Origin of the sequence: Streptomyces sp. x-19, assembly GCF_046549115.1 — a bacterium.
GTDB lineage: Bacteria > Actinomycetota > Actinomycetes > Streptomycetales > Streptomycetaceae > Streptomyces > Streptomyces albulus_C.
Window position 1 is genome coordinate 21,680 of the sequence record NZ_JAJPWK010000014.1, and the last position, 21,854, is coordinate 43,533.

Below are 21,854 nucleotides of genomic sequence, written 5' to 3' on the forward strand. Positions count from 1 at the left end.
ACCGCGTCCGTTCCTCCGGTGGGCGGCACCGCCCCGGTCACAGCCGGGCGATGTCGCCCACCGGGAAGCGCGGGGCGCGGCGCGGCGGGACCAGGCCGGAGAGCAGGACGAGCCGGGCCGCGCGGTGCCGCTGACCCTCGTAGGGCGCCAGCAGCTCCAGCATCTCCTCGTCGGTCGTGCCGCGGCGGCCGGTGAGCGCGTAGCCGATGACGTTCGGCAGGTGCAGGTCGCCGACGGTGATCGCGTCGGGGGCGCCCAGGGCGCGCTGGAGGGTCTCGGCGGCCGTCCAGGGGCCGATGCCCGGGACGGCCGTCAGCCGGCGGGTGGCGGCCGCGAGGTCCATCCGCGCGGCCTCCTCCATGCGGGCCGCGACCCGGACCGCGCGCACGATCGTCGACGACCGCTTGGCGTCGACGCCGGCGCGGTGCCACTCCCAGGACGGGATCAGCGCCCAGCCGCGCGGCTCGGGCATCACCCGCAGCCGGTCCCACGGTCCGGGCGCGGGCGTGCCGTGCCGCTGGAGCAGCAGTCGCCAGGCGCGGTACGCCTCGTCGCTGGTGACCTTCTGCTCCAGGACCGAGGGGATCAGCGACTCCAGGACCAGGCCGGTGCGGGCGAGCCGGACACCGGGGTGGCGGCGGCGCGCCTCGTGGACGACGCGGTGCCGGGCGGTGAGCGCCGTCGGGTCGTCGCCCTCCCCCAGCAGCGCCGGCAGGTGCTCCAGCAGCCATGGCGCGCCCGGGCCCCAGGCCGTCGCCGTGACGTGGCCGTCGGCCGGGCGGGCGGCCAGGCGCAGGGTGCCGGGGCCGTCGGGCGTGCGGCAGGCGCGCCAGACCTCGTCGCCGCGGACCGCGAACGCCGGGTCGCCGGGACCGCGGCGCAGCACCCCGAGGGTGCGGTGCAGGTCATACGGGCCGGGCGGGACCCAGGTGCGGGCGGGCATGCCGCCAGGTTAGGCGATCGGGGTGACGTCGCTCCTGGGTGGCCGACGGGTGACGGAGGGGGACGGGCGGTGGCGCTACTGGTCGGAGGAGAAGCGCACCGAGCCGGCGGGGATGTCGGCGCCGCACCAGATGCGGATGCCGTCGCGCAACTCGTTGTCGGGCCCGACCACCGCGCCGTCGCCGATCACCGCGCCGTCCAGGACGGTGCGGGCCCCGATCCGGGCGCCGGCGCCGATCAGCGAGTCGCGGACCTGTGCGCCCGCCTCGATGACGGCGCCGTCGAGGACGGTGCTGCCGTCCACCCGGGCGCCGGCGCCGATGGTGGCCGTCGGGCCGACGACCGTGCCGCCGGTCAGCTTGGCGTCCGGGGCGACGTCGGCGCCCTCCAGGACCAGGCGGTCGCCGCAGCGGCCGGGGACGGCCGGGGACGGGGCGCGGCCCAGGACCAGGTCGGCGGAGCCGCGGACGAACGCCTGCGGGGTGCCCAGGTCGAGCCAGTAGGTGGAGTCGACCATGCCCTGGAGGTGGGCTCCGTCGGCGAGCAGGCCGGGGAAGGTCTCGCGTTCGACGGAGACCGGGCGGCCGGTGGGGATGGTGTCGATGACCGAGCGGTTGAAGACGTAGGCGCCGGCGTTGATCTGGTCGGTGACGATCTCCTCGGGGGTCTGCGGCTTCTCCAGGAAGGCGGTGACCCGGCCGGTGTCGTCGGTGGGGACCAGTCCGAAGGCGCGCGGGTCCTCGACCCGGGAGAGGTGCAGGGAGACGTCGGCGCCGCTGGAGCGGTGGGTGTCGACCAGGGCGCGGATGTCCAGGCCGGTGAGGATGTCGCCGTTGAAGATCAGCACCGGGTCGCCGGGGGCCGAGTGGAGGCGGGAGGCGACGTTGCGGATGGCGCCGCCGGTGCCCAGCGGCTCCACTTCGGTCACGTATTCCAGGTGCAGGCCGAGCGCGGACCCGTCGCCGAAGTACGGCTCGAAGACCTCGGCGAGGTAGGACGTGGCCAGGACGACGTGCTCGACGCCGGCGGCGCGGGCGCGGGCCAGTTGGTGGGTGAGGAAGGGCACGCCGGCGGCCGGGACCATGGGCTTGGGCGTGTGCACCGTCAGCGGGCGCAACCGGGTGCCCTTGCCGCCGACCAGGAGGATCGCTTCGGTCACTTGTGTCCTCTTGTTCGCTTCTCCGCCCCCGCGGCGCAACGGCGCGGGGATCGTCTCGTCGACCGCGGCCCGGCGGCTGCGGGGGCGACGCTCACGTGGTCTTCTCTGCTTCCTGGGGGTCGGCTGGTCGGCGGACCAGTGTAGGCAGATGGGACATCGGGCCCGGCCGGCGGGACGCCGGGACGCGGCCGGGGAGGTGACGGGGTGACGGGTGGTCTCGCGGCCCCTAGGACGCGTGGCGTCGGTGATCGGTTCAGTGTCCGGGCCGTCGAGTCCGCGGGAGCGGGGTGACGAGTTTCACGGCTGCGCCGCCGCCGGGGCTCCGTTCGAGGTCAGCGGCCCTGGAGGCGGGCCGCGGTCTGGCGGACGGCGGGGAGGTCGGCGTAGAGGAGGGTGCCGGGGCATTCCGTCTTGAAGCCGTCGCGGTGGCCGGAAATGACGTGTTGTTCGACGATTTTCCCCTTGCGGTAGAGGTTGCCGCCGGTGGACGTCATCGCGGTGCGGCCGCGCGGGTCGGCGCCGTGCAGGCCGAGCTTCCAGGCCGTCAGCCTGCCCAGGGCTTCGAGGGCCGCGCGGGACGGGACGGTCTTGACGAACGAGCCGAGCAGGGCGATGCCGGTGCTGTCGTTGTTGAAGCCGAGGGTGTGGGCGCCGAGCACCGGTTTGGCGACGCCGCCGGCGCGGCCCTCGTAGATGGTGCCGCACTTGTCGATCAGGAAGTTGTAGCCGATGTCCCGCCAGTGGCTGCTCTTGACGTGGTAGCGGTACAGGCCGCGGATGACCGAAGGGGCCTCGGCGCAGGTGTAGTTGTTGCCGGTGGCGCTGTGGTGGACGAAGACGGCGCGGACGTTGCGGGTGTAGACGAAGCGCGCCTCGCGCAGCTTCTCGTCGGCGCCCCAGCCGGCGCGGGTGACGATGCGGGGGCGGGCGCCGATGTGCACCGGTGCGGCCGGGGCGGCGCCGCCGGCGGCGGTGACGTCGGCTTGCGCGGCGGCCTGGTCGGCGGCCGGGATCTCGGTGGCGCCGAGCGGCGCGAGGGGCGCGTTGGCGGCGGAACTGGCGGTGGCCTCGGGGGTGGCGGCCGGGACGGTGCGGGCGGCGGGGGTGTCGGGGCCGGGGTCGACGAGTTCGAGGCGGAGGCCGTGCGGCACGGCGAGGGCGGCGCGGTGCGGGTCGGTGAGCGTGAGGCGGACCTGGACGGCGTCGCTGGCGCCGACCCACAAGGGGGCCGTGCTGCCGCGGGCGGCGCTGCCGAGGCCCTCCGGGGCGCCGGGGTCGGGGGCGTCGTCGCTCTTCTCGTTCTGGAGGTCCTGCCAGCCGGACCACCGGCCGTCGTCCCGGGCCCGGGTGCGGATCTGGACCCGGCCGCGCAGGGCCACCGCGACGTCGTCCCAGACGATGCCGACGAGGGAGAAGGGACGGACGGTGCGGGGGGCCAGTTCGTGGACGGCGCCTCCTTGGGGCGCGGCCATGTCCTGGGCGGGGGCGCCCGGGGCGGCCGGGACGAGGTGCTCCAGCGGCAGGGACTGGGTGCCGCCCGGCAGGTCGCTGGCGCGCGATGCCTCGGGCCCGGCGACCGGGCCCGCGGGGTGGGCGGGGTCCGCGGGGCGTGCGGCGGCCGGGGCCGGGGGCAGGGCGAGGGCGGCCGTGCACGCGGCGCCGAGGCAGGACGCGAGGAAGGGGCGCATGGGAAATCCTGGACACGGCCGGGTGCGGCCCGCCAACGCTGGTCGACGGGAGCATCGGCCGAACCGGTGGCCCGCGGGCCGCACCCGACTGACCGTCAACGGCCCGCGCGCGTACCCTGGCCGCGATGAACGCCACCGATCGCACCCCCGCCGACCTGCTGGGTTCCGCGCTCGCCGCGGACCCGGCCCGCCCGCTGGTGACCTTCTACGACGACGCCACCGGCGAGCGGGTCGAACTCTCCGTCGCGACCTTCGCCAATTGGGTGGCGAAGACCGCCAACTACCTCCAGGGCGACCTGGCCGCCGAGCCCGGCGACCGGCTCGCGCTGTTGTTGCCCGCGCACTGGCAGACCGCCGTCTGGTTGGTGGCGTGTGCGTCGGTGGGCGTGGTCGCCGACGTGGGCGGTGATCCGGCCGCGGCGGACCTCGTCGTCAGCGGCCCGGACACCCTCGACGCGGCGCGGGCGTGTTCCGGGGAGCGGGTGGCGCTGGCGCTGCGCCCGTTGGGCGGCCGGTTCCCGCAGCCGCCGGCCGGGTTCGCGGACTACGCCGTGGAGGTGCCCGGCCAGGGCGACCGGTTCGCGCCGTTCGTCCCGGTGGATCCGGGGGCGCCGGCGCTGGCCGTCGACGGGGTGGAGCTGACCGGTGCCGGCATCGGGCAGCGGGCGGCGGCGGACGCCGCGGACGCCGGGCTGCCGGCGGCGCCGCGGGTGCTGTCGGGGCTGGCGTACGACACCTGGCGGGGCCTGTCGCTCGGGCTGTACGCGCCGTTGGCGACCGGTGGTTCGGTGGTGCTGTGCCGCCACGCGGACCGGCTGGACGAGGCGGCGCTGGCCGCGCGGGAGGCCACCGAGAAGGTCACCTTCACAGTGCCGCACCCGTAGGACGGGCGGCCCGGCCGGGGGCATCGGCTCCCCCGTCCGGCCGAGGGGAGTCCCGCCGGGCGGGCCGGGCCGGCCGCGCGGGGCCATGCTCGGTGTACGTACGCCCGGCGCGTACGGGCTCCCCGGTGCGGGGTCCGGCGGTCTCCTCCCCGGCGATGCCCGGCGGCGGGAGCGTGTCGCCGACTTCCGTGAGGGAGGGACGCCCCCGTGACCGAGAGCCCCGACACCCCGCCCGGCCGCCGGCGTCCTTCGGAGGGCGGTGGGCGCGGGGCGCGGTTCCGGGGCTGGCCGGCGCGGCCCGTCGGGCGGTTGGCGGCCGACGGGCCCGGGCCGGTGCGCACCCCGGCGCCGCGGCACCGCCACTGGCTGCGGGCCGCCGCGCTGGTGCTGACCGTCGCGGTGGTGGCGTCGGCGGGGTTGGGGTGGGCCATCTGGACCCGGCTCAACGGCAACATCCGCTCGGACAGCGCCACCGAGCGGGAGCTGGAGAAGTACGAGTCGGAGCGGCCGCCGGCGGGCCCGCCGAACGCGCAGAACATCCTGCTGATCGGCTCGGACAACCGCGGTGGCGACAACGGCGAGTACGGGGCGGACAGCGGCACCCAGCGTTCGGACACCACGATCCTGCTGCACCTGGCGGCGGACCGGAAGAGCGCCACCGCGGTCAGCGTGCCGCGCGACGTGATGGTGGCGGTGCCGCACTGCAAGCGCGCGGACGGGACGGAGTCGGCGCCGCAGACGGTGCAGTTCAACTGGGCGTTCGCGTTCGGTGGTGCGGCGTGCGCGATCCGCACGGTGGAGCGGATGGCCCGGATCCGGATCGATCACCACGTCATCGTGGACTTCACGGGCTTCAAGAACATGGTGGACGCGGTGCACGGGGTGCAGGTGTGTCTGGCCCGGCCCATCGAGGATGACGAGGCGCACGTGGCGTTGCCGGCCGGTCGGCAGACGTTGGACGGCGAGGCGGCGCTCGGTTTCGTGCGGGCCCGCAAGAGCTTGGGCGACGGCAGTGACACCCAACGCATGGAGCGGCAGCAACAGTTCCTCGCCGCTTTGGTGAAGAAAGTGCAGAGCAATGGTGTGCTGCTCAATCCGATGCGGCTGTATCCGGTGATGGACGCCGCGACGAGTTCCCTCACGACCGATGCCGGACTGGCTTCCCTCCGGGGGTTGTACGAATTGGTCCGCAGCATGCGCGGCATTCCCACCGCGCACGTGCAGTTCCTGACCGTGCCGCGCACCGCTTACCGCTACGACCCGAATCGCGATGAGTTGGTGCAACCCGATGCGGACCGGCTCTTCGGGCGGCTGCGCAAGGATCAATCGGTGACGGTGATGCCGCAGCGGCCGTCCGCGGCGGCCGACGACAAGGCACTCGGCAAAGAGATCGACAAAGCGATCGACAAAGCGGTCGGCACGGCGGTCGGCAACGGCCGGGCCGGTCGGCCGGGACCCGCCGCGAGTTCACCACCGGCTTTTCCCGGAACCACCGCAGAACACGGCGCCTGCGAATAAAAAGGCCGCACGGTGCGCCGCGGCGCCGTGAAGGGAATGGGCGGATTGCCCAGTTGTAGGGAAGTGGAATGTGTCACGGGCGTCGCCCGACGCTGAACCGGGCGGATAGTGTGAGCGATCCGGTCCGCTCGACCAGCTGACCGATGACCGTTGACCGGCGACCAAGTACTGAACCATTTACTACGCGATCGACCGACCGAGCGCCTTGAGGGGATGGCGCCGCGGGGTACCGACGGAGGACTCAAGGCACCGTGGACGCGCAAGGCCGTGGGCAGGCGGGCGACGACAACGTCGACCCCGCCGATCAGTGGGTGTTCGATCCGAACACCGGCAACTACGAGTTGCGGCTTGACCCGACGGGTCAGGGCCCGGCTCGGCCCGCCGACCGCAAGGCGCCCGGCAGACGTTCCGCGCGAAATCCGGGCGCGGGGGGCGGCGACACCGACACCCGTCCGCTGCCGGTGCAGCGGGGCCGGCGCAAGGACGACGCCGGCGAGCCCGCGGCGGGCGGCCGGGCGGCGCGCCGGGCCGCGGAACGGGCCGGGTCCGCGGCGGCGGCAGGTGGCGCGGCGGCGGGTCGCCGCAGGCCCAAGCCGAAGAAGTCGGGCAAGCGGAAGTTCGTGTACTGGACGGCCGGTGTGGTGGGCTTCGTGCTCGTCGCCGGCTGCGGCACGGCGTACGTCATCTACGAACAGCTCGACGGCAACATCAAGAAGGTCGACGTCGGCGAGGAGAACTCCGCGGTCACCGACGGCCCGGTGAACCTGCTGGTCATCGGCACCGACGCGCGCACCGGCAAGGGCGACGCCGGCTACGGCGACTCGGGCAGCGTCGGCCACGCGGACACCACGATCCTGATGCACGTGTCCAAGGACCGCACCAACGCCACCGCGTTGAGCATCCCGCGCGACCTGATCACCGACATCCCGGACTGCCCGACCAAGCAGCCGGACGGCTCGACGAAGGTCATCCCGGGCCAGCAGCACGTGCGGTTCAACACCAGCCTGGGCCAGGAGGGTCGGGACCCGGGGTGCACCTGGCGGACCGTCGAGAAGCTCACCGGCGTGAAGGTCAACCACTTCATGATGGCCGACTTCAACGCCGTCAAGGACCTGTCCAACGCGGTCGACGGCGTCGAGGTGTGCGCGGGCAAGGACATCGACGACCCCAAGTCGCACCTGAAGCTGACGGCCGGTCGGCACGTCGTCAAGGGCGAGCAGGCGCTGGCGTTCGTGCGGACCCGGCACGCGGTGGGCACCGGCAGCGACCTGAGTCGGATTCAGCTTCAGCAGCAGTTCGTCGGATCGCTGATCCGCAAGCTGAAGTCCAGCGCGTTCAGCAGCCCGAGCAAGCTGCTCGACGTGGCGCAGGCCGCGACCAAGGCGTTGACCGTGGACACCGGCATCGGCAGCGCCTCGAAGCTGATGGACTTCGGCAACGACCTGAAGAAGGTCGACCTCAACAAGATCACCTTCGCCACCGTCCCGGTGCTGGACAACCCCCAGGACAAGGCCACCGTGATACTGGACGAGGCCAAGGCCGACCCGCTGTTCAAGATGGTGCAGCAGGACCACACGCTGTCCAAGGACGCCGGCAAGGACAAGGGCGGCAAGAAGTCCGCACCGGTCAAGAAGGCCCCGCCGGAGCTGGTCCGAGTCGACGTCACCAACGGGGGCGGGCCGTTCGGCGCGGCCCAGGAGACCGTCGACTGGCTCCAGAACAACAAGGGCGCGCGGCTCTCGACCAACGCCGGCAACGCCCCGGAGAAGCTGTCCGCGACCCGGCTGGAGTACGCGCCCAACCAGGCGGACCAGGCCGCCACGCTGGCCGAATGGATGGGGCTGCCCAAGAGCGCGTTGAAGCAGACGACCGCGGACGCCGGTGCGCGGGTCCCGATGAAGCTGGTGCTCGGCAAGGACTTCACCGCCCCGGGTTCACCGATCGAGGCCCCGACCGAAACCCCGGAGGGGGTTCAGCACGTCAATGCAGATGACAAGAACATCTGCGCGAAGTAATCCGGCGGGCCCCGGCACGGGCGCCCCGTAGCGGACCCGGCGTCCGCCGCGTCCGACGGAGCCGGAGCTCGCGCCGGGCGCCGCGGCGGCACCGGCCCTCGTGCCGGGCCGCCGCACGCACCGGAACGGACGACGGGGAGTGGGCCGAATGCCGCAGAGCGGTGTGCGCGGTGAGGGGCAGCGTCGGGGGCGACGGGAAGCGGAGCCGGAGCCCGAGCCGAAGCGGCTCGGCTGGACGGCCGAGAAGGGCTTCGAGGACAAGGGGCTGCCCCCGGACGCGCCGGGCTGGGCCCCCGAGGGGGGTTCCGGCAGCCCGGCTCCCGACGGGGGCGGCGGTCCGCCCGAGGACGGGCCGGGCGCGCACCGCGAGGGGCGGCCGCCGCGCCGCCGCAGGGGCCGCCGGGTGCTGCGCTGGACCGCGTTGGGCCTGGGCGTGCTCCTGGTGGCCGGGGCGACCGGCGGCTACCTCTACTACCAGCACCTGAACTCCAACCTCCGCAAGGAGGCGCTGGACCTCGGTCCGGGCGGGCTGGCGAAGCCCGAGCCCAACGCGTTCGGGCAGACGCCGATGAACATCCTGCTGGTGGGTTCGGACGGCCGGAACAGCGAGAAGAACATCGAACTGGGCGGGGCCCGCCAGGACGCGGACCGCAAACCGCTGGCGGACGTCCAGATGCTGCTGCACGTCAGCGCCGACCGCAGCAACATGTCGGTGATCTCCATACCGCGCGACACCCGGGTGGACATCCCGCAGTGCACCGACCCCAAGGACGGCCGCGTCTACCCGCGGACCACCGCCGCCATCAACGAGTCGCTCCAGCACGGCGGTCCGGGGTGCACCGTCGCCACCTGGAAGGAGCTGACCGGCGTCTACATCGACCACTTCATGATGGTCGACTTCGCCGGGGTGGTGGACATGGCCGACGCGGTCGGCGGGGTGCCGGTCTGCGTCGACCGCAACGTCTACTCGCACGACAGAAAGGGCCACGGCAGCGGGCTGAAGCTCACCAAGGGCACCCACTCCGTCCAGGGCGTCCAGGCGCTCCAGTGGCTGCGCACCCGTTACGGCTTCGAGGACAACACCGACATCGGCCGGGCCAAGGCCCAGCACATGTACATGAATTCGATGATCCGGCAGCTCAAGCAGGGCACCAAGCTCACCGATCCGGTGCAGCTGCGGGACCTCGCGGAGGCCGCGACCAGCGCGCTCACCGTCGACGACGGGCTGGGCTCGGTCAAGAAGCTCTACGACCTGGGCGGCGACCTCCAGCGGGTGCCGACCAAGCGCATCACGATGGCCACCATGCCGTGGCAGTACGGTCCCGGGGAGGAGTACGTGCTCCCCAAGCCCGGTGAGGCGGAGGCGACCTTCGCGATGCTGCGCAACGACGTCGCGCTGGACGGCAAGGGCGGCGCCGACACCGGTGCCGGCGCCGGCGCCAAGAAGAAGCCGGAGCCCGGGCCGTCGACGCCCAAGGCGAAGCTGGACGTCGTCGTGCAGAACGGCACCGACGGCGCGCGCGGCCCGGCCGGCGGTCGCGCCAACGAGCTGCACGCCCGACTGCTGGCGCTCGGCTACACCGGCGCGCACACCGACTCCCAGCTCACCAGCCGGGCCGACACCGCCCTGGTCTACCGGGACGCCGCGCAGCGCGGCGACGCCCTGGCGCTCGCCAAGGCCCTGGGGCTGCCGAGCGGTGCGGTGCGGGAGTCGTCCGCGGTCAGCACCGTGCGACTGGTGGTCGGGAACGACTGGCGGACCGGCACGGCGTACCCGGCGGCCGGCGGCGACGGCGGGTCGGCGCACCAGGCCCCCAAGAGCGCGGACCCGCTGAACGCGGAGAAGGACTCCTCGGCCTGCATGAAGGTCAACCCGCAGTACTCGTTCTGACGGGCCGACACCCGCGCCGTGCGGTGCGCGCCCCGAAAGGCGCGCACCGGGGCGGTTACTCCGCGGCCGGGGCCGGCACCACCGCGGGCCGCCGGCTGGCGATGACCTTCTGCGCGAGCGCGCGCGGGCTGGTGAGGAAGCCGGTGCCCCACGACATGTGCATGGTCGCCAGGGCCAGCGGGATCTGGGCGCGGGCCTTCAGCGACAGGCCCTTGCCGGCCGGCAGCGAACCCGCGGTGATCGCGGCCAGGTAGCCGGCCGGGACGACCAGGCCCCAGGGCGTGACGGCCGCGCCGACGACCAGGCCCGCTGCGATGGCGCAGACCGCGGTCGGCGGGGCGAGGTAGCGCAGGTTGATCGATCCGGAGTGGTAGCGGGCGACGACGTGCCGCCACTTGCCGTAGTCCTTGTACTGCTTGGCCAGCGCCTTGACGCTGGGCCGCGGCCGGTACTGGACCTTCAGCTCCGGCGAGAACCAGACCTGCCCGCCGGCCTCGCGGATGCGGAAGTTCAGCTCCCAGTCCTGGGCGCGGATGAACTCCTCGTTGTAGCCGCCCTGCTGCTCCAGCACCTCGCGCCGGAAGACGCCGAGGTAGACCGTTTCGGCGGGGCCGGCCGCGCCGCCGGTGTGGAAGGCGGCGTTGCCGACGCCGATCTTGGAGGTCATGGCGGCGGCCACCGCCTCCTCCCAGGCGTTCTCGCCCTCGGCGTGCATGATGCCGCCGACGTTGGCCGCGCCGGTCTCCTCCAGGAGGCGCACGGCGGTGGCGATGTAGTTCGGCGAGAGCATGCCGTGACCGTCGACGCGGACGACGACGGGGTGCCGGGATGCCTTGATCGCGGCGTTCAGGGCGGCCGGGGTGCGGCCCGTGGGGTTGGCGACGGTGTGCACCCGGGGGTCCTCGCGGACCAGTCCCGCGGCGATCTCGTCGGTGCGGTCCGTGGAGGGGCCGAGGGCGATCACCACCTCCATCTCGCCGGCGTACTCCTGCGCCAGGATGTGCCGGACCGCGTTGCGCAGGTGACGTTCCTCGTTGAGCACCGGCATGATCACGGAGACGGCCGGGAGCTGCTGCTGGGGCATGGTTCCTCGGGGGTACGGCCCGCGGCGAGCCGCCATCGGGGCGGCAGCGCCCGCCGGGAGACTGCGGTATTCCGCCTCACGGTACCGCGAACGGGGGACGCCGTCGGACGGCAACCGGGTGGCCGGACGACGACCGCCCGGTGTGTGGCGTTTTGATGCAGATCGTACGGGTTTACGGTGACCCGGTCCGTTCCGTGACGGGCTCCGTACCGCACCCGTCCGCGCACCGGCCGGACCCGCCCGCGCGGCCCGCCGCCCCTGTCCCCGTCCACCGCGGAGGTGGCCCGTGACCGTGCCGTCCCCCTCCTCCCGCACCGTCCCGGGCCGACGCCCCCGACGGTCCCGCCGCCTGCGACGCCGGCCGCAGCCGGCCCGCTGGGGGGTGCGGATCAGTGCCGCGGCGACCGCCCTGCTGCTGTCCGCGAGCGGAGTGGGCCACGCCATGGTCACCGGCGTGGAGACCGGGATCAGCCGGGTGGACGCCTTCCAGGGCATCAGCGACCGGCCCGGCGGCGGCGCCGGCCTGACCTTCCTGGTCGTCGGCACCGACGGCCGGGACAAGCTCACCGACGAGGAGAAGCAGAAGTACCACCTGGGCGGTGACCCCTGTCACTGCACCGACACCCTGATGCTGGTCCACCTCTCCGCCGACCGCAGCCGCGCCAGCGTCGTCAGCCTGCCCCGCGACTCGTACGCCGAGGTGCCCGAGCACCAGGACGCCGACGGCCGGCGCCACCCGCGGCACGCCCTGAAGCTGAACGCCGCCTACGCCGAGGGCGGCCCCAACCTGACCGTGCGCACCGTCGAGCACATGACGGGGGTGCACATCGACCACTACCTGGAGGTCGACTTCACCAGCTTCATGCGGACCGTGGACGCGGTCGGCGGGGTGGAGGTGTGCACCGTGCGGCCGCTGCGGGACCGCTTCTCGGGGCTGGACCTGCCGGCCGGCACCTCGCGGCTCAACGGCGGCCGGGCGCTCCAGTACGTCCGCTCGCGCCACGTCGACGCCTCCGCCGACCTGGGGCGGATGCAGCGCCAGCAGCGGTTCCTGGCCGCGCTGCTGGACCGGATCACCTCGTCCGGCGTGCTGATGAACCCGGTCCGCTTCAAGGAGGTGGCGGACGCCATGCTCCGCTCGGTGCGGGCCGACGACGGCTTCGGGGCGGGCGACCTGGCCGACCTGGCGCAGGCGATGCGCGGCTTCGGCCCGGCCTCGTCGGAGTTCGCCTCGGTGCCGCTGCGCGGCGAGGCCGAGAACGTGCCGGGGCTGGGCTCGACGGTGCGCTGGGACCCGGTCCGGGCGCCGCAGCTGTTCCGGGCGCTGCGCGAGGACCGTCCGTTCGCGGCCCGCCCGGACCCGAAGGCGCCGGCCGCGCCGGTCGTGGACGTCCCGCCCGAGCACGTCCGGGTGCAGGTCGAGAACGGCACCGGGCGGCCCGGGCAGGCCGCCCAGGTCACCCGGCAGCTGCACGCCATCGGCTTCGCCACCGAGGTGGCCGGCGACTCCACGCACGGCACCGCGACCGAGACGGTGCTCTCCTACGACCCCCACTGGGACCGCTCGGCGCGCTCGCTGGCCGCGGCGCTGCCCGGCGCCCGGCTGCGGCCGACGGCCGGGCAGGGGCCGGTGATGCGACTCACCGTCGGGACGGGCTTCCGGGCGGTGCGGCCGGTGCGGGCCGAGGAGCCGACGGCGGCCCCCGGGTCGCTGGCGGCGATCACCGGTGACCAAGCGGTGTGCCGATGACCGTTCCCGCGCCCCGACGGACCGCGCCGGGGCCGCAGCCGGCCGGGCCGGGCCGGCGGCACCGCGCGGGCCGGACCGCGGCCGCCGTCGCCGTGCTGGGACTCCTCGCGGCCACCGCGGCGGCGGCCCCGGCGGCCCCGGACGCGCCGACCGGCTGCGGCGTCCTGGTCCGCGGCCGGCTGTGCCTGCGCGGGCCGGCCGGCGCCCCGGGCCGCTACACCGCCGTCTACCGGCGCGACGAGCCGATGCCCGGCGAGCTCACCGTCCGGCTCGGCTACCAGCGCAAGAACTCCCGGATCACCGCGTTCCCCGGCTGGTTCGGCACCGGACGGACCCAGGGCGGCACGCTCCGGCTGAGCGGACGGGTGGAGATGCTGCCGGACGAGTGCATCCGGGGCGTCATGGAGCACACCGCGACGGTCTTCGTCACCAAGTGGAGCTGCGGCTGACACCGGGCCTGCGGCGTCCGGGGTCCGGAAAGGTGGGTGCGGAGCATGTGGCAGGTCGTCCTGGCCATCACACCGACGACGGTGGTCCTCTTCCTGCTCGGGGCGCTGGCGCTGGCCCTGGGTCTGGCGCTGTGGGCGCTGCGGGTCCCGCACCGGCGGGCCCCGCGCACCACGGCCCGGGTGCTGCTGGCGGCCTGGCTGCTGCTGACGCTGGTGGTCACCCTCGCCCCCACCCAGCCGATCGGCTCCGGGGACGCCACGTTCTGGTGGCGCCCCGGGGAGGGACTGTTCGAACTGGGCGCCCAACTGGAGCCGAACCAGGTGGCGCTGCTGGTGCGGCGCCTGATCGCCGGCACGGCGCTCTTCGTGCCGTTGCCGCTGCTGCTGCGGTGCGCCGCGCCCCGGTGGTCGGCGGCCGGGGCGTTCCTGCTGGGGGTGGGGCTGAGCGTCGCCATCGAGGTGGCGCAGTTGCTGATGCGGGCGGGCCGGGTCGCCGACATCGACGACGTGCTGTGCGCGGCGGCCGGGACGGTCCTCGGGGCGGCGCTGGCGCTGCTGGCGAAGGCGGCCGCGGCGGTGCTGCACCACCGGGCGCTGCCCGACCGGACGGTCGCCGCCGCGGCGCCCGCGCCCGCGCCCGAGGAGGCGTGAGCGCCGCCGTCCGGCCGGGCGGCGCGGTCAGGCGTCGTCGAGGCCCTCGGCGGCGCGCCGCTCGCGCAGCTCCTTGATGGCGCGGCGGCGGGCCAACCGGTGCGTCCGGCGGATCTGGGCCTCCTGGTAGCGCCGCCTGTCCCGCTCGGTCTCGGGGACCACGGGCGGCACCGTGCGGGGCTTGCCGTGCTCGTCGACGGCGGCGAAGACGAGGTAGGCGGAGCCGACCTGCTGGGCGGGGGTGGATTCGTTCCAGCGCTCGGCCAGCACCCGGACGCCGACCTCCATGGAGGACCGGCCGGTCCAGTTGACCTGTGCCTTGACGTGGACGAGGTCGCCGACCCGGACCGGCTCCAGGAAGGCCATCTCGTCCATGGACGCGGTCACCGCGGGGCCGCCGGAGTGCCGGCCCGCGACCGCGCCCGCGGCGTCGTCGACCAGTTTCATGATCACGCCGCCGTGCACCGTGCCGAGGAGGTTGGTGTCGGCCGCGGTCATGATGTGCGACAGCGTGGTGCGGGAGACGGAGGTGGGCTTGCCCGCAGGGCCGTCCTCCGGGCTGTTGGTGGCGAGGTCGGTCATGCAGAACAGCGTAAGCCGGTGCCGTACGGGACCGTACGGCGCGGGCCGGGGAACGCCCCGGCCCGGCGTGACGCAGGTCTCGGTGCGGGCGTGAGATGCCTCTCCTCGCCGACGCCTGGAACCATCCGGAATTGACGCTTCCGAATGGTCGCGCCGGAATCGTCGGGCCCTTCGGGGTATGGCCCGTTAGGGCTGCGTCGCTTTGCATCAGCTCTGCAACAGCCGCGGCCCGATCCGGTACCCGCCCTATGGAGCGGACCCCCGCGGCGTGCACACTTCCCCCTATGAATGAGTGGCCCCAAGGACGGTCCGGCGACCAGAGCGGCAACCGGTACGGGCGCGGCAGCGGCGCCGAGCCGGAGGGCGCACGCGCCATGCCGCACGTACGGCGCGACGCAGGCCCCGGCTACCAGCGCAACGAGCCCCCGCTCCCGCCCTCGCTCTCGCCGCGCGGCGGCAGCGTGCCGCCGCAGCAGTCCCGGAGCCACGACGACGGCTACAACACCGGCCAGGTCTACGGCGGGGGCGGCGGCCGCGGCCGGGGCGGCGACGGCTACGGCGGAGGCGGCGACGGCTACGACGCCCGGCCCCGCCCGCGGTGGGGCCGCCGCATCAAGTGGGCCCTGATCACCCTGGTCGTGGTGGTGCTGGCCGCCTCCATCGGCACCTACTTCTGGGCCGACGGCAAGCTGCGCCGCGAGGTCGACCTGAGCAAGGTCATCGACCGCCCCGCGACCGGTGACGGCACCAACTACCTCATCGTCGGCACGGACAGCCGCGAGGGCATGACCGACGAGATGAAGAAGCAGCTGCACACCGGCGGCCCCACCGACGGCGGGCGCACCGACTCGATGCTGATCCTGCACGACGGCAGCAACGGCCCCACGCTGATATCCCTGCCCCGTGACTCCAACGTCGAGATCCCCTCGTACGTCGGCTCGACCTCCGGCAAGAAGTACCCGGCGACCGGGCGGCACACCAAGCTGAACGCGACCTACGCCGAGGACGGCCCGGACCTGCTGGTGCGCACCGTCGAGTACAACACCCACCTGCACATCGACCACTACGTCGAGATCGGGTTCGCCGGCTTCGCCAACATCGTCGACGCGCTCGGCGGCGTCGAGATGAACATCCCCCAGGCGTTCAAGGACAAGGACTCCGGCGCCGACTTCAAGGCCGGCACCCAGACCCTCACCGGCGCACAGGCGCTCGCCTTCGTCCGGACCCGGCACGCCTTCGCCTCGCAGGACCTCCAGCGCACCAAGAACCAGCAGAAGTTCCTGGCCGCCGTGGCCAAGCAGGCGGCCACCCCGAGCACCATCCTCAACCCCTTCAAGCTCTACCCGACGCTGGGCGCCGGCCTGGACACACTGAAGGTGGACAAGGACATGGGCCTGTGGGACCTGGGCCAGATGTTCTTCGCGATGAAGGACGTCAGCAGCGGCAACGGCAAGTCCATGAACATGCCGATCTCCGGCACCGTCGGCGGCAACCTGGTCTGGGACCAGGCCAAGCTCAAGCAGCTCGTCCAACAGCTCAACAACGACGAGCCGGTCACCGTCTCCGGCGGCGACAGCTGACCGAACCGCCCGCCTAAGGGACGGGGCCCCGACCGCAACTGCGGCCGGGGCCCCGTCCTAGGTCACTCCAGGGACGCCACCGCATCCGCGATCAGAGAACGCGCTGCCGCTCCGCGCGCGGCCCCTTGGGAGAGCCGCTCAAACGCTCGGGCATACAGCTCGACCTGACTGGGCTGCGTGAGCGTGGAAGCAGCGTCCAACGTGTCCGCGTGCACCCGACCGTCATCGAAGATCGTGAAGGTTGGCATGGGCCACACGGTCCGTTGTGTCGAGAACGGGACGATGCCCACGGCGACGTTCTGGAGGTCCATGGCCCCGAGCAAGTGACCAAGCTGTGCCGCCATGCTCTCGGCACTGCACAGCCGGTAGCGCAACACCGACTCCTCCAACACGAACGAGAAACGGTGTGCGCCGTTACCCAGCACCGCGTTACGCCTCATACGGGCCGTCACGGCATCGCTCACATCATCCGGAGTTCCCCGGAAATCCGCGATGAAGGACAGCAGAGCAGCGGCGTATCCGGGCGTCTGGAGGAAGCCGGGGATCACGTCGGAGACGTAGACCCGAAAGGTCTTGGTTTGTTGGTACAGATCCCCAGTGGACTCTTGCAGGCGCCGGAGACCGCTCCGCTGGAGTCGTTTCCACTGCACATGCGCATCGGCGGACTGCCGGTTCGCCGCAATCAAGTCGGGGGTCTGGTCGCCAGCGGTGCAGGCGCGGCACCACGCTCGGATGTCCGCGTCGGAGGGCGGCGTCTTGGCGTTCTCGATCCGGGATGACTTCGACTCCGACCAACCGCACCTGACGGCCAGCTCCCGTCCACTGATCCCCGCGTCCTTCCGGATCTCACGCAGACGCCCTGCAAGATCCACGCGGGCCTTCTGGACGCGTGAAGAGGGGTGTGGGGGCATGGAGCTGGCTTCCGTCAGGCTTCGTATCGGTGGTGCGGGATCGCTCGCTCCCAAACCGCTTCGAAGGCAGCAGAGCACAGCTTCACGGCTTCCGGGTCCGCCGTGATCTCGTCCTCCACTACCGCGCCATCACCTGAGAAGTGGTGCACCCGGAGCAGATCGTCATCGAACAGCCAGAAGTCATTCCCCGGCAGGGCAACCGCCGTGGCCCGCCGCCGTGGCAGCCACCGGACTTCCTCGCCGGCCGTGACGTTGGCATGCGTGACGTCTTGCTCCCACCGGATGTAGTCCGATACCGGCTCGGAGATCACCCGAGCCCTGCGGATCACCACACCCCTGGCCACGGTGTCGGGCACGGAGCCGTTCGCGGGGCTGGTTCCCTCGCACTCCGCTTGAGTCTCGGGGTTCGGCTTCCACCCTGCAACAAGATCTCCTGAGCTTCCGCGTCCGCCCATACGGTGGGGCAGTGGTCCCGGTCGGTGTTGGGGTCGATTCCGACGAACTCTACGGCCATGGCTGGCTCCCTGGTTCAGGCGCTTGCTCGGGCTTGCATCAGCTTTGTTGAACAGCAGAGACAGCGTCAATAGCGCTGCTGGCCACGGCAATTGGCGTGCAAGCCCGTGCAAGTTCCTAGTGCCCTGCGCTCGCCACTTCCTACGGTCTTGGCACAGTCCGATCCAGCCGGGAGGCAGCGGAGCAATGACAAGCCCGATCCGGTACAGCCAACCGCCCGTCGAGTTGTCCGTGGACGGCTGGCTACTGGAAGGCGAGCCCGAACCCGGCTGCGGCGTGTGCTCCGCCTTGGTTCTCCAGCGCGCTGAGGCGCGGAAACGGAATGACTGGACGGCCGCTTGTGCTGCTGCACGGGAGATCCGGAACCACCCCCATGCGGGCAACGACCGATGACCGTCCCGGCCGTACCGGCGAACAAACCACACACCGAGAATCCTGAGTCCGAAGGGTGGTGGACGGAGTACGGCGGACGACTGGACGTGTCCTCTGGAGTCGTGTTCATCCCCCAGGGGAACACGGTGCCGTTGTGCCCCTTCCCATGCTCCGGTGCCGAACCCGACCTATGAGGCTCCCGTTCCTTCCGTGACGGCGGCGACGCCGGGCGGTAAGCGGCTCGCCCCGACCGTTCAGCAACAGGATGGGCTGGCGGTTAGGGCGGCTTCGACAACGGCGCAGGGACGGTGCCCTGTACCGAATCAGCGTTCAACAGGAAGGAGTAGCCGAGAATGGGCAAGAAGAACGAAGACGAATGGGACCCGCAGGCCAACCAAGGGCAGGCCACTGACCCCGATGCCCGGGTCTCCCAGAACGGTGACGTCCACAGCAGCATGGCGGACGACGAGGACCGCGAAGGGAAGTAACGCCCGTGATCCACGGTGAGGACCTGGCCAAAGATCTACGGCGTGATCACGGCTTCATCCACGTCGGACGCACCAGGGACGGTAAGGCCGTGGTCATGCGGAAGGGTGGCAGGTGGACCGTGGTGCCCCTTCGGTGGCTCACCGAAGAGGCCGTGGACACCATCAAGACTCAGGCTGGAATCGCCCTCGTCTGAGTCGGCCAACGAGGGAGCGGGAGCGGCCGACCGCTTCACTGGTCGCTGTACCTGGGCAAGCCCATGCGAACGACCCCCGGCACAGCGCCGGGGGTCGTAGTGTTTGTGCAGGTGGAAGGCGGTTTCCTGCCCTGCGTCAGCCCAGGGTTTCCCCAGCATGACGCCCACGGTCGGCCCTAAGAGGACCCGAACGGGCCAAAAGCCGATCGCGGCCCGCGAGCCATCAGAAATGGCCGCTGACCTGCGAAAACCCTGTTACGGCAGGTTCCGGGCCATCACGATCCGCTGGACCTGGTTGGTGCCCTCGTAGATCTGGGTGATCTTGGCGTCCCGCATCATCCGCTCCAGCGGGTAGTCACGGGTGTAGCCGTAGCCGCCGAGCAGTTGGACGGCGTCGGTGGTGATCTCCATGGCGGCGTCGGAGGCGTAGCACTTCGCGGCGGCGCCGAAGAAGGTCAGGTCCTCGCCCTTGCTGCCGGCCGAGACGCGCTCGGAACGGGCCGCGGCGGCGTAGGTGAGCTGCCGGGCCGCCTCCAGCTTCATCGCCATGTCGGCGAGCATGAACTGCACGCCCTGGAAGTCGCCGATCGGCTTGCCGAACTGCTTGCGCTCCTGGACGTAGCCCTTGGCGTAGTCCAGCGCGCCCTGGGCGATGCCGAGCGCCTGGGCCGCGATGGTGATGCGGGTGTGGTCCAGGGTCTTCATGGCGGTGGCGAAGCCGGTGCCCTCCGCGCCGATCATGCGGTCGGCGGGGATGCGGACATTGTCGAGGTAGACCTCCCGGGTCGGGGAGCCCTTGATACCGAGCTTCTTCTCCGGGGCACCGAAGGAGACGCCCTCGTCGCCCTTCTCGACGACGAACGCCGATATGCCCTTGGACCGCTTCTCCGGGTCGGTGACGGCCATGACCGTGTAGTACTCCGACACCCCGGCGTTGGTGATCCACCGCTTCACGCCGTTGAGGACGTAGAAGTCCCCGTCCCGCACCGCCTTGGTCTTCATCCCCGCCGCGTCCGAACCGGCGTCCGGCTCGCTCAGGCAGTACGAGAACATCGCGTCGCCCTTGGCCAGCGGAGCCAGGTACTTCTTCTTCAGCTCCTCGCCACCGGAGAGGATCACCGGGAGCGAACCGAGCTTGTTGACCGCCGGGATCAGGGACGACGAGGCGCAGACCCGGGCGACCTCCTCGATGACGATCACGGTCGCCAGCGCGTCGGCGCCCGCACCGCCGTAGGACTCCGGCACGTGCACGGCGTGCAGGTCGTTGGCGACCAGGGCGTCCAGCGCCTCCTGCGGGAAGCGGGCCTCCTCGTCCACCGCGGCGGCGAACGGCGCGATCTTCGCCTCGGCGAGCGAGCGCACCGACTCGCGGAGCATGTCGTGCTCCTCGGACGGCCGGTACAGATCGAAATCAGCGGTTCCCGCCAAGGTCTCTCACTCCCCAAGAGGTGCCGGCAGCGCTAACTACCGTTAAGTAACCCTTACTGAGAAGGGATTCTAGGGCGGATCCCGGGGCCGCGGGTAGGTGAGCTTCCCGACAGTCCCCCCATGGTGCGCACCACGGCCGGGAAGGGGCGTTCCGTGCGCGGATATGCTCGGTCAGCACCACATTCCGCCAGACGTCTGGAGCCCCTCAATGGCCCTCAAGATCACCGTGATCGGCACCGGCTACCTCGGTGCCACCCACGCCGCCGCGATGGCCGAGCTGGGTTTCGAGGTGCTGGGCCTGGACGTGCAGCCGGAGAAGATCGAGATGCTCCGCCGGGGCGAGGTCCCGATGTACGAACCGGGACTCGAAGAGCTGCTGCGCCGCCACGTCGCCGGCATCGAGGGCTCCACCGGCCGGCTCCGCTTCACCACCTCCTACGAGGAGGTCGGCGCCTTCGGCGACGTCCACTTCGTCTGCGTGAACACCCCGCAGAAGCACGGCGAGTACGCCTGTGACATGTCCTACGTCGAAGCCGCCTTCGACGCGCTGGCGCCGCACCTGACGCGGCCCACGCTGGTCGTCGGCAAGTCGACGGTGCCGGTCGGCAGCGCGGCCCGGCTCGCCCGGCGCCTGACCGCCGCCGCACCCGCCGGCACCGACGCCGAACTCGCCTGGAACCCCGAGTTCCTGCGCGAGGGCTTCGCCGTCCGGGACACCCTGCACCCCGACCGCCTGGTGGCCGGCGTCACCAGCGAACGGGCCGAGGCGCTGCTCCGCGAGGTCTACGCCACCCCGATCGCCGAGGGCTCGCCGTTCGTCGTCATGGACTACCCCACCGCCGAGTTGGTGAAGACCGCCGCCAACTCCTTCCTGGCCACCAAGATCTCGTTCATCAACGCCATGGCCGAGGTGTGCGAGGCCGCCGACGGCGACGTGGTGAAGCTGGCCGAGGCGATCGGCCACGACGAACGGATCGGCAAGAAGTTCCTCCGCGCCGGCATCGGCTTCGGCGGCGGCTGCCTGCCCAAGGACATCCGGGCCTTCATGGCCCGCGCCGGCGAACTCGGCGCCGACCAGGCCCTGACGTTCCTGCGCGAGGTCGACTCGATCAACATGCGCCGCCGCGGCCACATGGTCGAACTGGCCCGGGACGCCGTCGGCGGCGGCGGCTTCCTCGGCAAGCGCGTCGCCGTCCTCGGCGCGACCTTCAAGCCCGACTCCGACGACGTCCGCGACTCCCCCGCCCTCAACGTCGCCGGCCAGATCCACCTCCAAGGCGGCCAGGTCACCGTCTACGACCCCAAGGGCATGGCCAACGCCCAGCGACTGTTCCCCACCCTCGGCTACGCGGAGAGCGCCCTGGAAGCGGTGCGCGGCGCACACGTCGTCCTGCACCTCACCGAATGGCGCGAGTTCCGGGAACTCGACCCCGCCGCACTCGCCGAAGTAGCCGGCGAACGCCGCATCCTCGACGGCCGCAACGCCCTCGACCCAACCCTGTGGCGCAAGGCCGGCTGGACCTACCGGGCGCTGGGGCGACCCTCCGCCTAGGGTTTTACTTCCCACGTTGCCGGCTTTCCCGCCGTGGGGGCTTTGCCGTTGCGCCTGGCGGCGCGGGCGTTGTCGGCCGTCCCGCCGTGGGGGTTGTTGTTTGCGCCTGCGGCGCGGGCGTTGTCCGCTGCGCGGGGCTTGTGGGGTGCGGTGCCGGGTTGGGGGGGGGGGGGGGGGGGGGGGGGGGGGGGGGGGGGGGGGGG

Annotated in this window: 18 protein-coding genes; 10 read left to right on the top strand and 8 right to left on the bottom strand. The window is 72.4% G+C overall.

Features of this window, described 5'->3' with window-relative positions; translation table 11 throughout:
- Positions 1-37 precede the first annotated feature (37 nt).
- The 3 genes from ACLJT4_RS26955 to ACLJT4_RS26965 all read right to left on the bottom strand — a co-directional run bounded on the left by ACLJT4_RS26955 (position 38) and on the right by ACLJT4_RS26965 (position 3,789).
- A complete protein-coding gene (locus tag ACLJT4_RS26955) occupies positions 38-943 on the bottom strand; it encodes a DNA-3-methyladenine glycosylase family protein (protein ID WP_411125985.1) in 906 nt (301 codons plus the stop codon).
- A 75-nt stretch (positions 944-1,018) separates the two neighbouring features.
- Positions 1,019-2,101 (bottom strand): sugar phosphate nucleotidyltransferase, encoded by a 1,083-nt coding sequence (locus ACLJT4_RS26960; protein ID WP_411125987.1) that lies wholly within the window; start codon positions 2,099-2,101, stop codon positions 1,019-1,021.
- A 332-nt stretch (positions 2,102-2,433) separates the two neighbouring features.
- Positions 2,434-3,789: a peptidoglycan recognition protein gene (locus tag ACLJT4_RS26965; RefSeq protein ID WP_411125989.1), complete on the bottom strand. Its 1,356-nt coding sequence runs from the start codon at positions 3,787-3,789 to the stop codon at positions 2,434-2,436.
- Between the two features lie 125 nt (positions 3,790-3,914).
- Here ACLJT4_RS26965 and ACLJT4_RS26970 point away from each other — a divergent pair, with 125 nt between their 5' ends.
- From ACLJT4_RS26970 to ACLJT4_RS26985, 4 genes are all read left to right on the top strand, one after another.
- Positions 3,915-4,673 carry a TIGR03089 family protein gene (locus ACLJT4_RS26970; RefSeq protein ID WP_411125991.1) on the top strand — a complete coding sequence of 253 codons (759 nt, stop codon included), beginning with the start codon at positions 3,915-3,917 and terminating at the stop codon, positions 4,671-4,673.
- 384 nt (positions 4,674-5,057) lie between these two features.
- Positions 5,058-6,191 carry an LCP family protein gene (locus ACLJT4_RS26975; protein WP_411125993.1) on the top strand — a complete coding sequence of 378 codons (1,134 nt, stop codon included), beginning with the start codon at positions 5,058-5,060 and terminating at the stop codon, positions 6,189-6,191.
- A 251-nt stretch (positions 6,192-6,442) separates the two neighbouring features.
- A complete protein-coding gene (locus tag ACLJT4_RS26980) occupies positions 6,443-8,206 on the top strand; it encodes an LCP family protein (protein WP_411125995.1) in 1,764 nt (587 codons plus the stop codon).
- Between the two features lie 148 nt (positions 8,207-8,354).
- Positions 8,355-10,097, top strand: coding sequence for an LCP family protein (locus ACLJT4_RS26985; RefSeq protein WP_411125997.1), 1,743 nt, complete (start codon positions 8,355-8,357; stop codon positions 10,095-10,097).
- A 55-nt stretch (positions 10,098-10,152) separates the two neighbouring features.
- On the opposite strand, the gene ACLJT4_RS26990 is transcribed toward ACLJT4_RS26985, so the two are convergent.
- Positions 10,153-11,181, bottom strand: coding sequence for a glycosyltransferase family 2 protein (locus ACLJT4_RS26990; RefSeq protein ID WP_411125999.1), 1,029 nt, complete (start codon positions 11,179-11,181; stop codon positions 10,153-10,155).
- A 382-nt stretch (positions 11,182-11,563) separates the two neighbouring features.
- On the opposite strand from ACLJT4_RS26990, the gene ACLJT4_RS26995 reads away from it, so the two are divergent.
- From ACLJT4_RS26995 to ACLJT4_RS27005, 3 genes are read left to right on the top strand one after another with little or no spacing between them, the layout of a single operon-like run.
- Positions 11,564-12,931, top strand: coding sequence for an LCP family protein (locus ACLJT4_RS26995; protein ID WP_411126263.1), 1,368 nt, complete (start codon positions 11,564-11,566; stop codon positions 12,929-12,931).
- The gene (locus ACLJT4_RS27000; RefSeq protein WP_411126001.1) at positions 12,928-13,380 is read left to right on the top strand and encodes a hypothetical protein; all 453 of its coding nucleotides are present in this window, start codon (positions 12,928-12,930) and stop codon (positions 13,378-13,380) included. The genes ACLJT4_RS26995 and ACLJT4_RS27000 overlap by 4 nt, the downstream gene beginning before the upstream one ends.
- 45 nt (positions 13,381-13,425) lie before the next feature.
- Positions 13,426-14,031, top strand: coding sequence for a VanZ family protein (locus ACLJT4_RS27005; protein WP_411126003.1), 606 nt, complete (start codon positions 13,426-13,428; stop codon positions 14,029-14,031).
- Between the two features lie 27 nt (positions 14,032-14,058).
- Here ACLJT4_RS27005 and ACLJT4_RS27010 read toward each other — a convergent pair whose 3' ends face one another.
- Complete coding sequence (locus ACLJT4_RS27010; protein ID WP_016572658.1) at positions 14,059-14,613, bottom strand: acyl-CoA thioesterase; 555 nt, start codon at positions 14,611-14,613, stop codon at positions 14,059-14,061.
- Positions 14,614-14,897: 284 nt separating this feature from the next.
- Here ACLJT4_RS27010 and ACLJT4_RS27015 point away from each other — a divergent pair, with 284 nt between their 5' ends.
- On the top strand, positions 14,898-16,193 hold the full coding sequence (locus ACLJT4_RS27015; RefSeq protein ID WP_411126005.1) for an LCP family protein: 1,296 nt from the start codon (positions 14,898-14,900) through the stop codon (positions 16,191-16,193).
- A gap of 62 nt (positions 16,194-16,255) precedes the next feature.
- On the opposite strand, the gene ACLJT4_RS27020 is transcribed toward ACLJT4_RS27015, so the two are convergent.
- Positions 16,256-17,104 (bottom strand): helix-turn-helix domain-containing protein, encoded by an 849-nt coding sequence (locus ACLJT4_RS27020; protein WP_411126007.1) that lies wholly within the window; start codon positions 17,102-17,104, stop codon positions 16,256-16,258.
- A 14-nt stretch (positions 17,105-17,118) separates the two neighbouring features.
- Positions 17,119-17,637 (bottom strand): DUF6879 family protein, encoded by a 519-nt coding sequence (locus ACLJT4_RS27025; protein ID WP_411126264.1) that lies wholly within the window; start codon positions 17,635-17,637, stop codon positions 17,119-17,121.
- Between the two features lie 705 nt (positions 17,638-18,342).
- Here ACLJT4_RS27025 and ACLJT4_RS27030 point away from each other — a divergent pair.
- Complete coding sequence (locus ACLJT4_RS27030; protein ID WP_260692313.1) at positions 18,343-18,477, top strand: hypothetical protein; 135 nt, start codon at positions 18,343-18,345, stop codon at positions 18,475-18,477.
- Positions 18,478-18,926: 449 nt separating this feature from the next.
- Here ACLJT4_RS27030 and ACLJT4_RS27035 read toward each other — a convergent pair whose 3' ends face one another.
- Positions 18,927-20,099 (bottom strand): acyl-CoA dehydrogenase family protein, encoded by a 1,173-nt coding sequence (locus ACLJT4_RS27035; RefSeq protein WP_275464397.1) that lies wholly within the window; start codon positions 20,097-20,099, stop codon positions 18,927-18,929.
- A gap of 208 nt (positions 20,100-20,307) precedes the next feature.
- Here ACLJT4_RS27035 and ACLJT4_RS27040 point away from each other — a divergent pair, with 208 nt between their 5' ends.
- A complete protein-coding gene (locus tag ACLJT4_RS27040; protein ID WP_016572644.1) occupies positions 20,308-21,651 on the top strand; it encodes a UDP-glucose dehydrogenase family protein in 1,344 nt (447 codons plus the stop codon).
- Positions 21,652-21,854 lie beyond the last annotated feature (203 nt).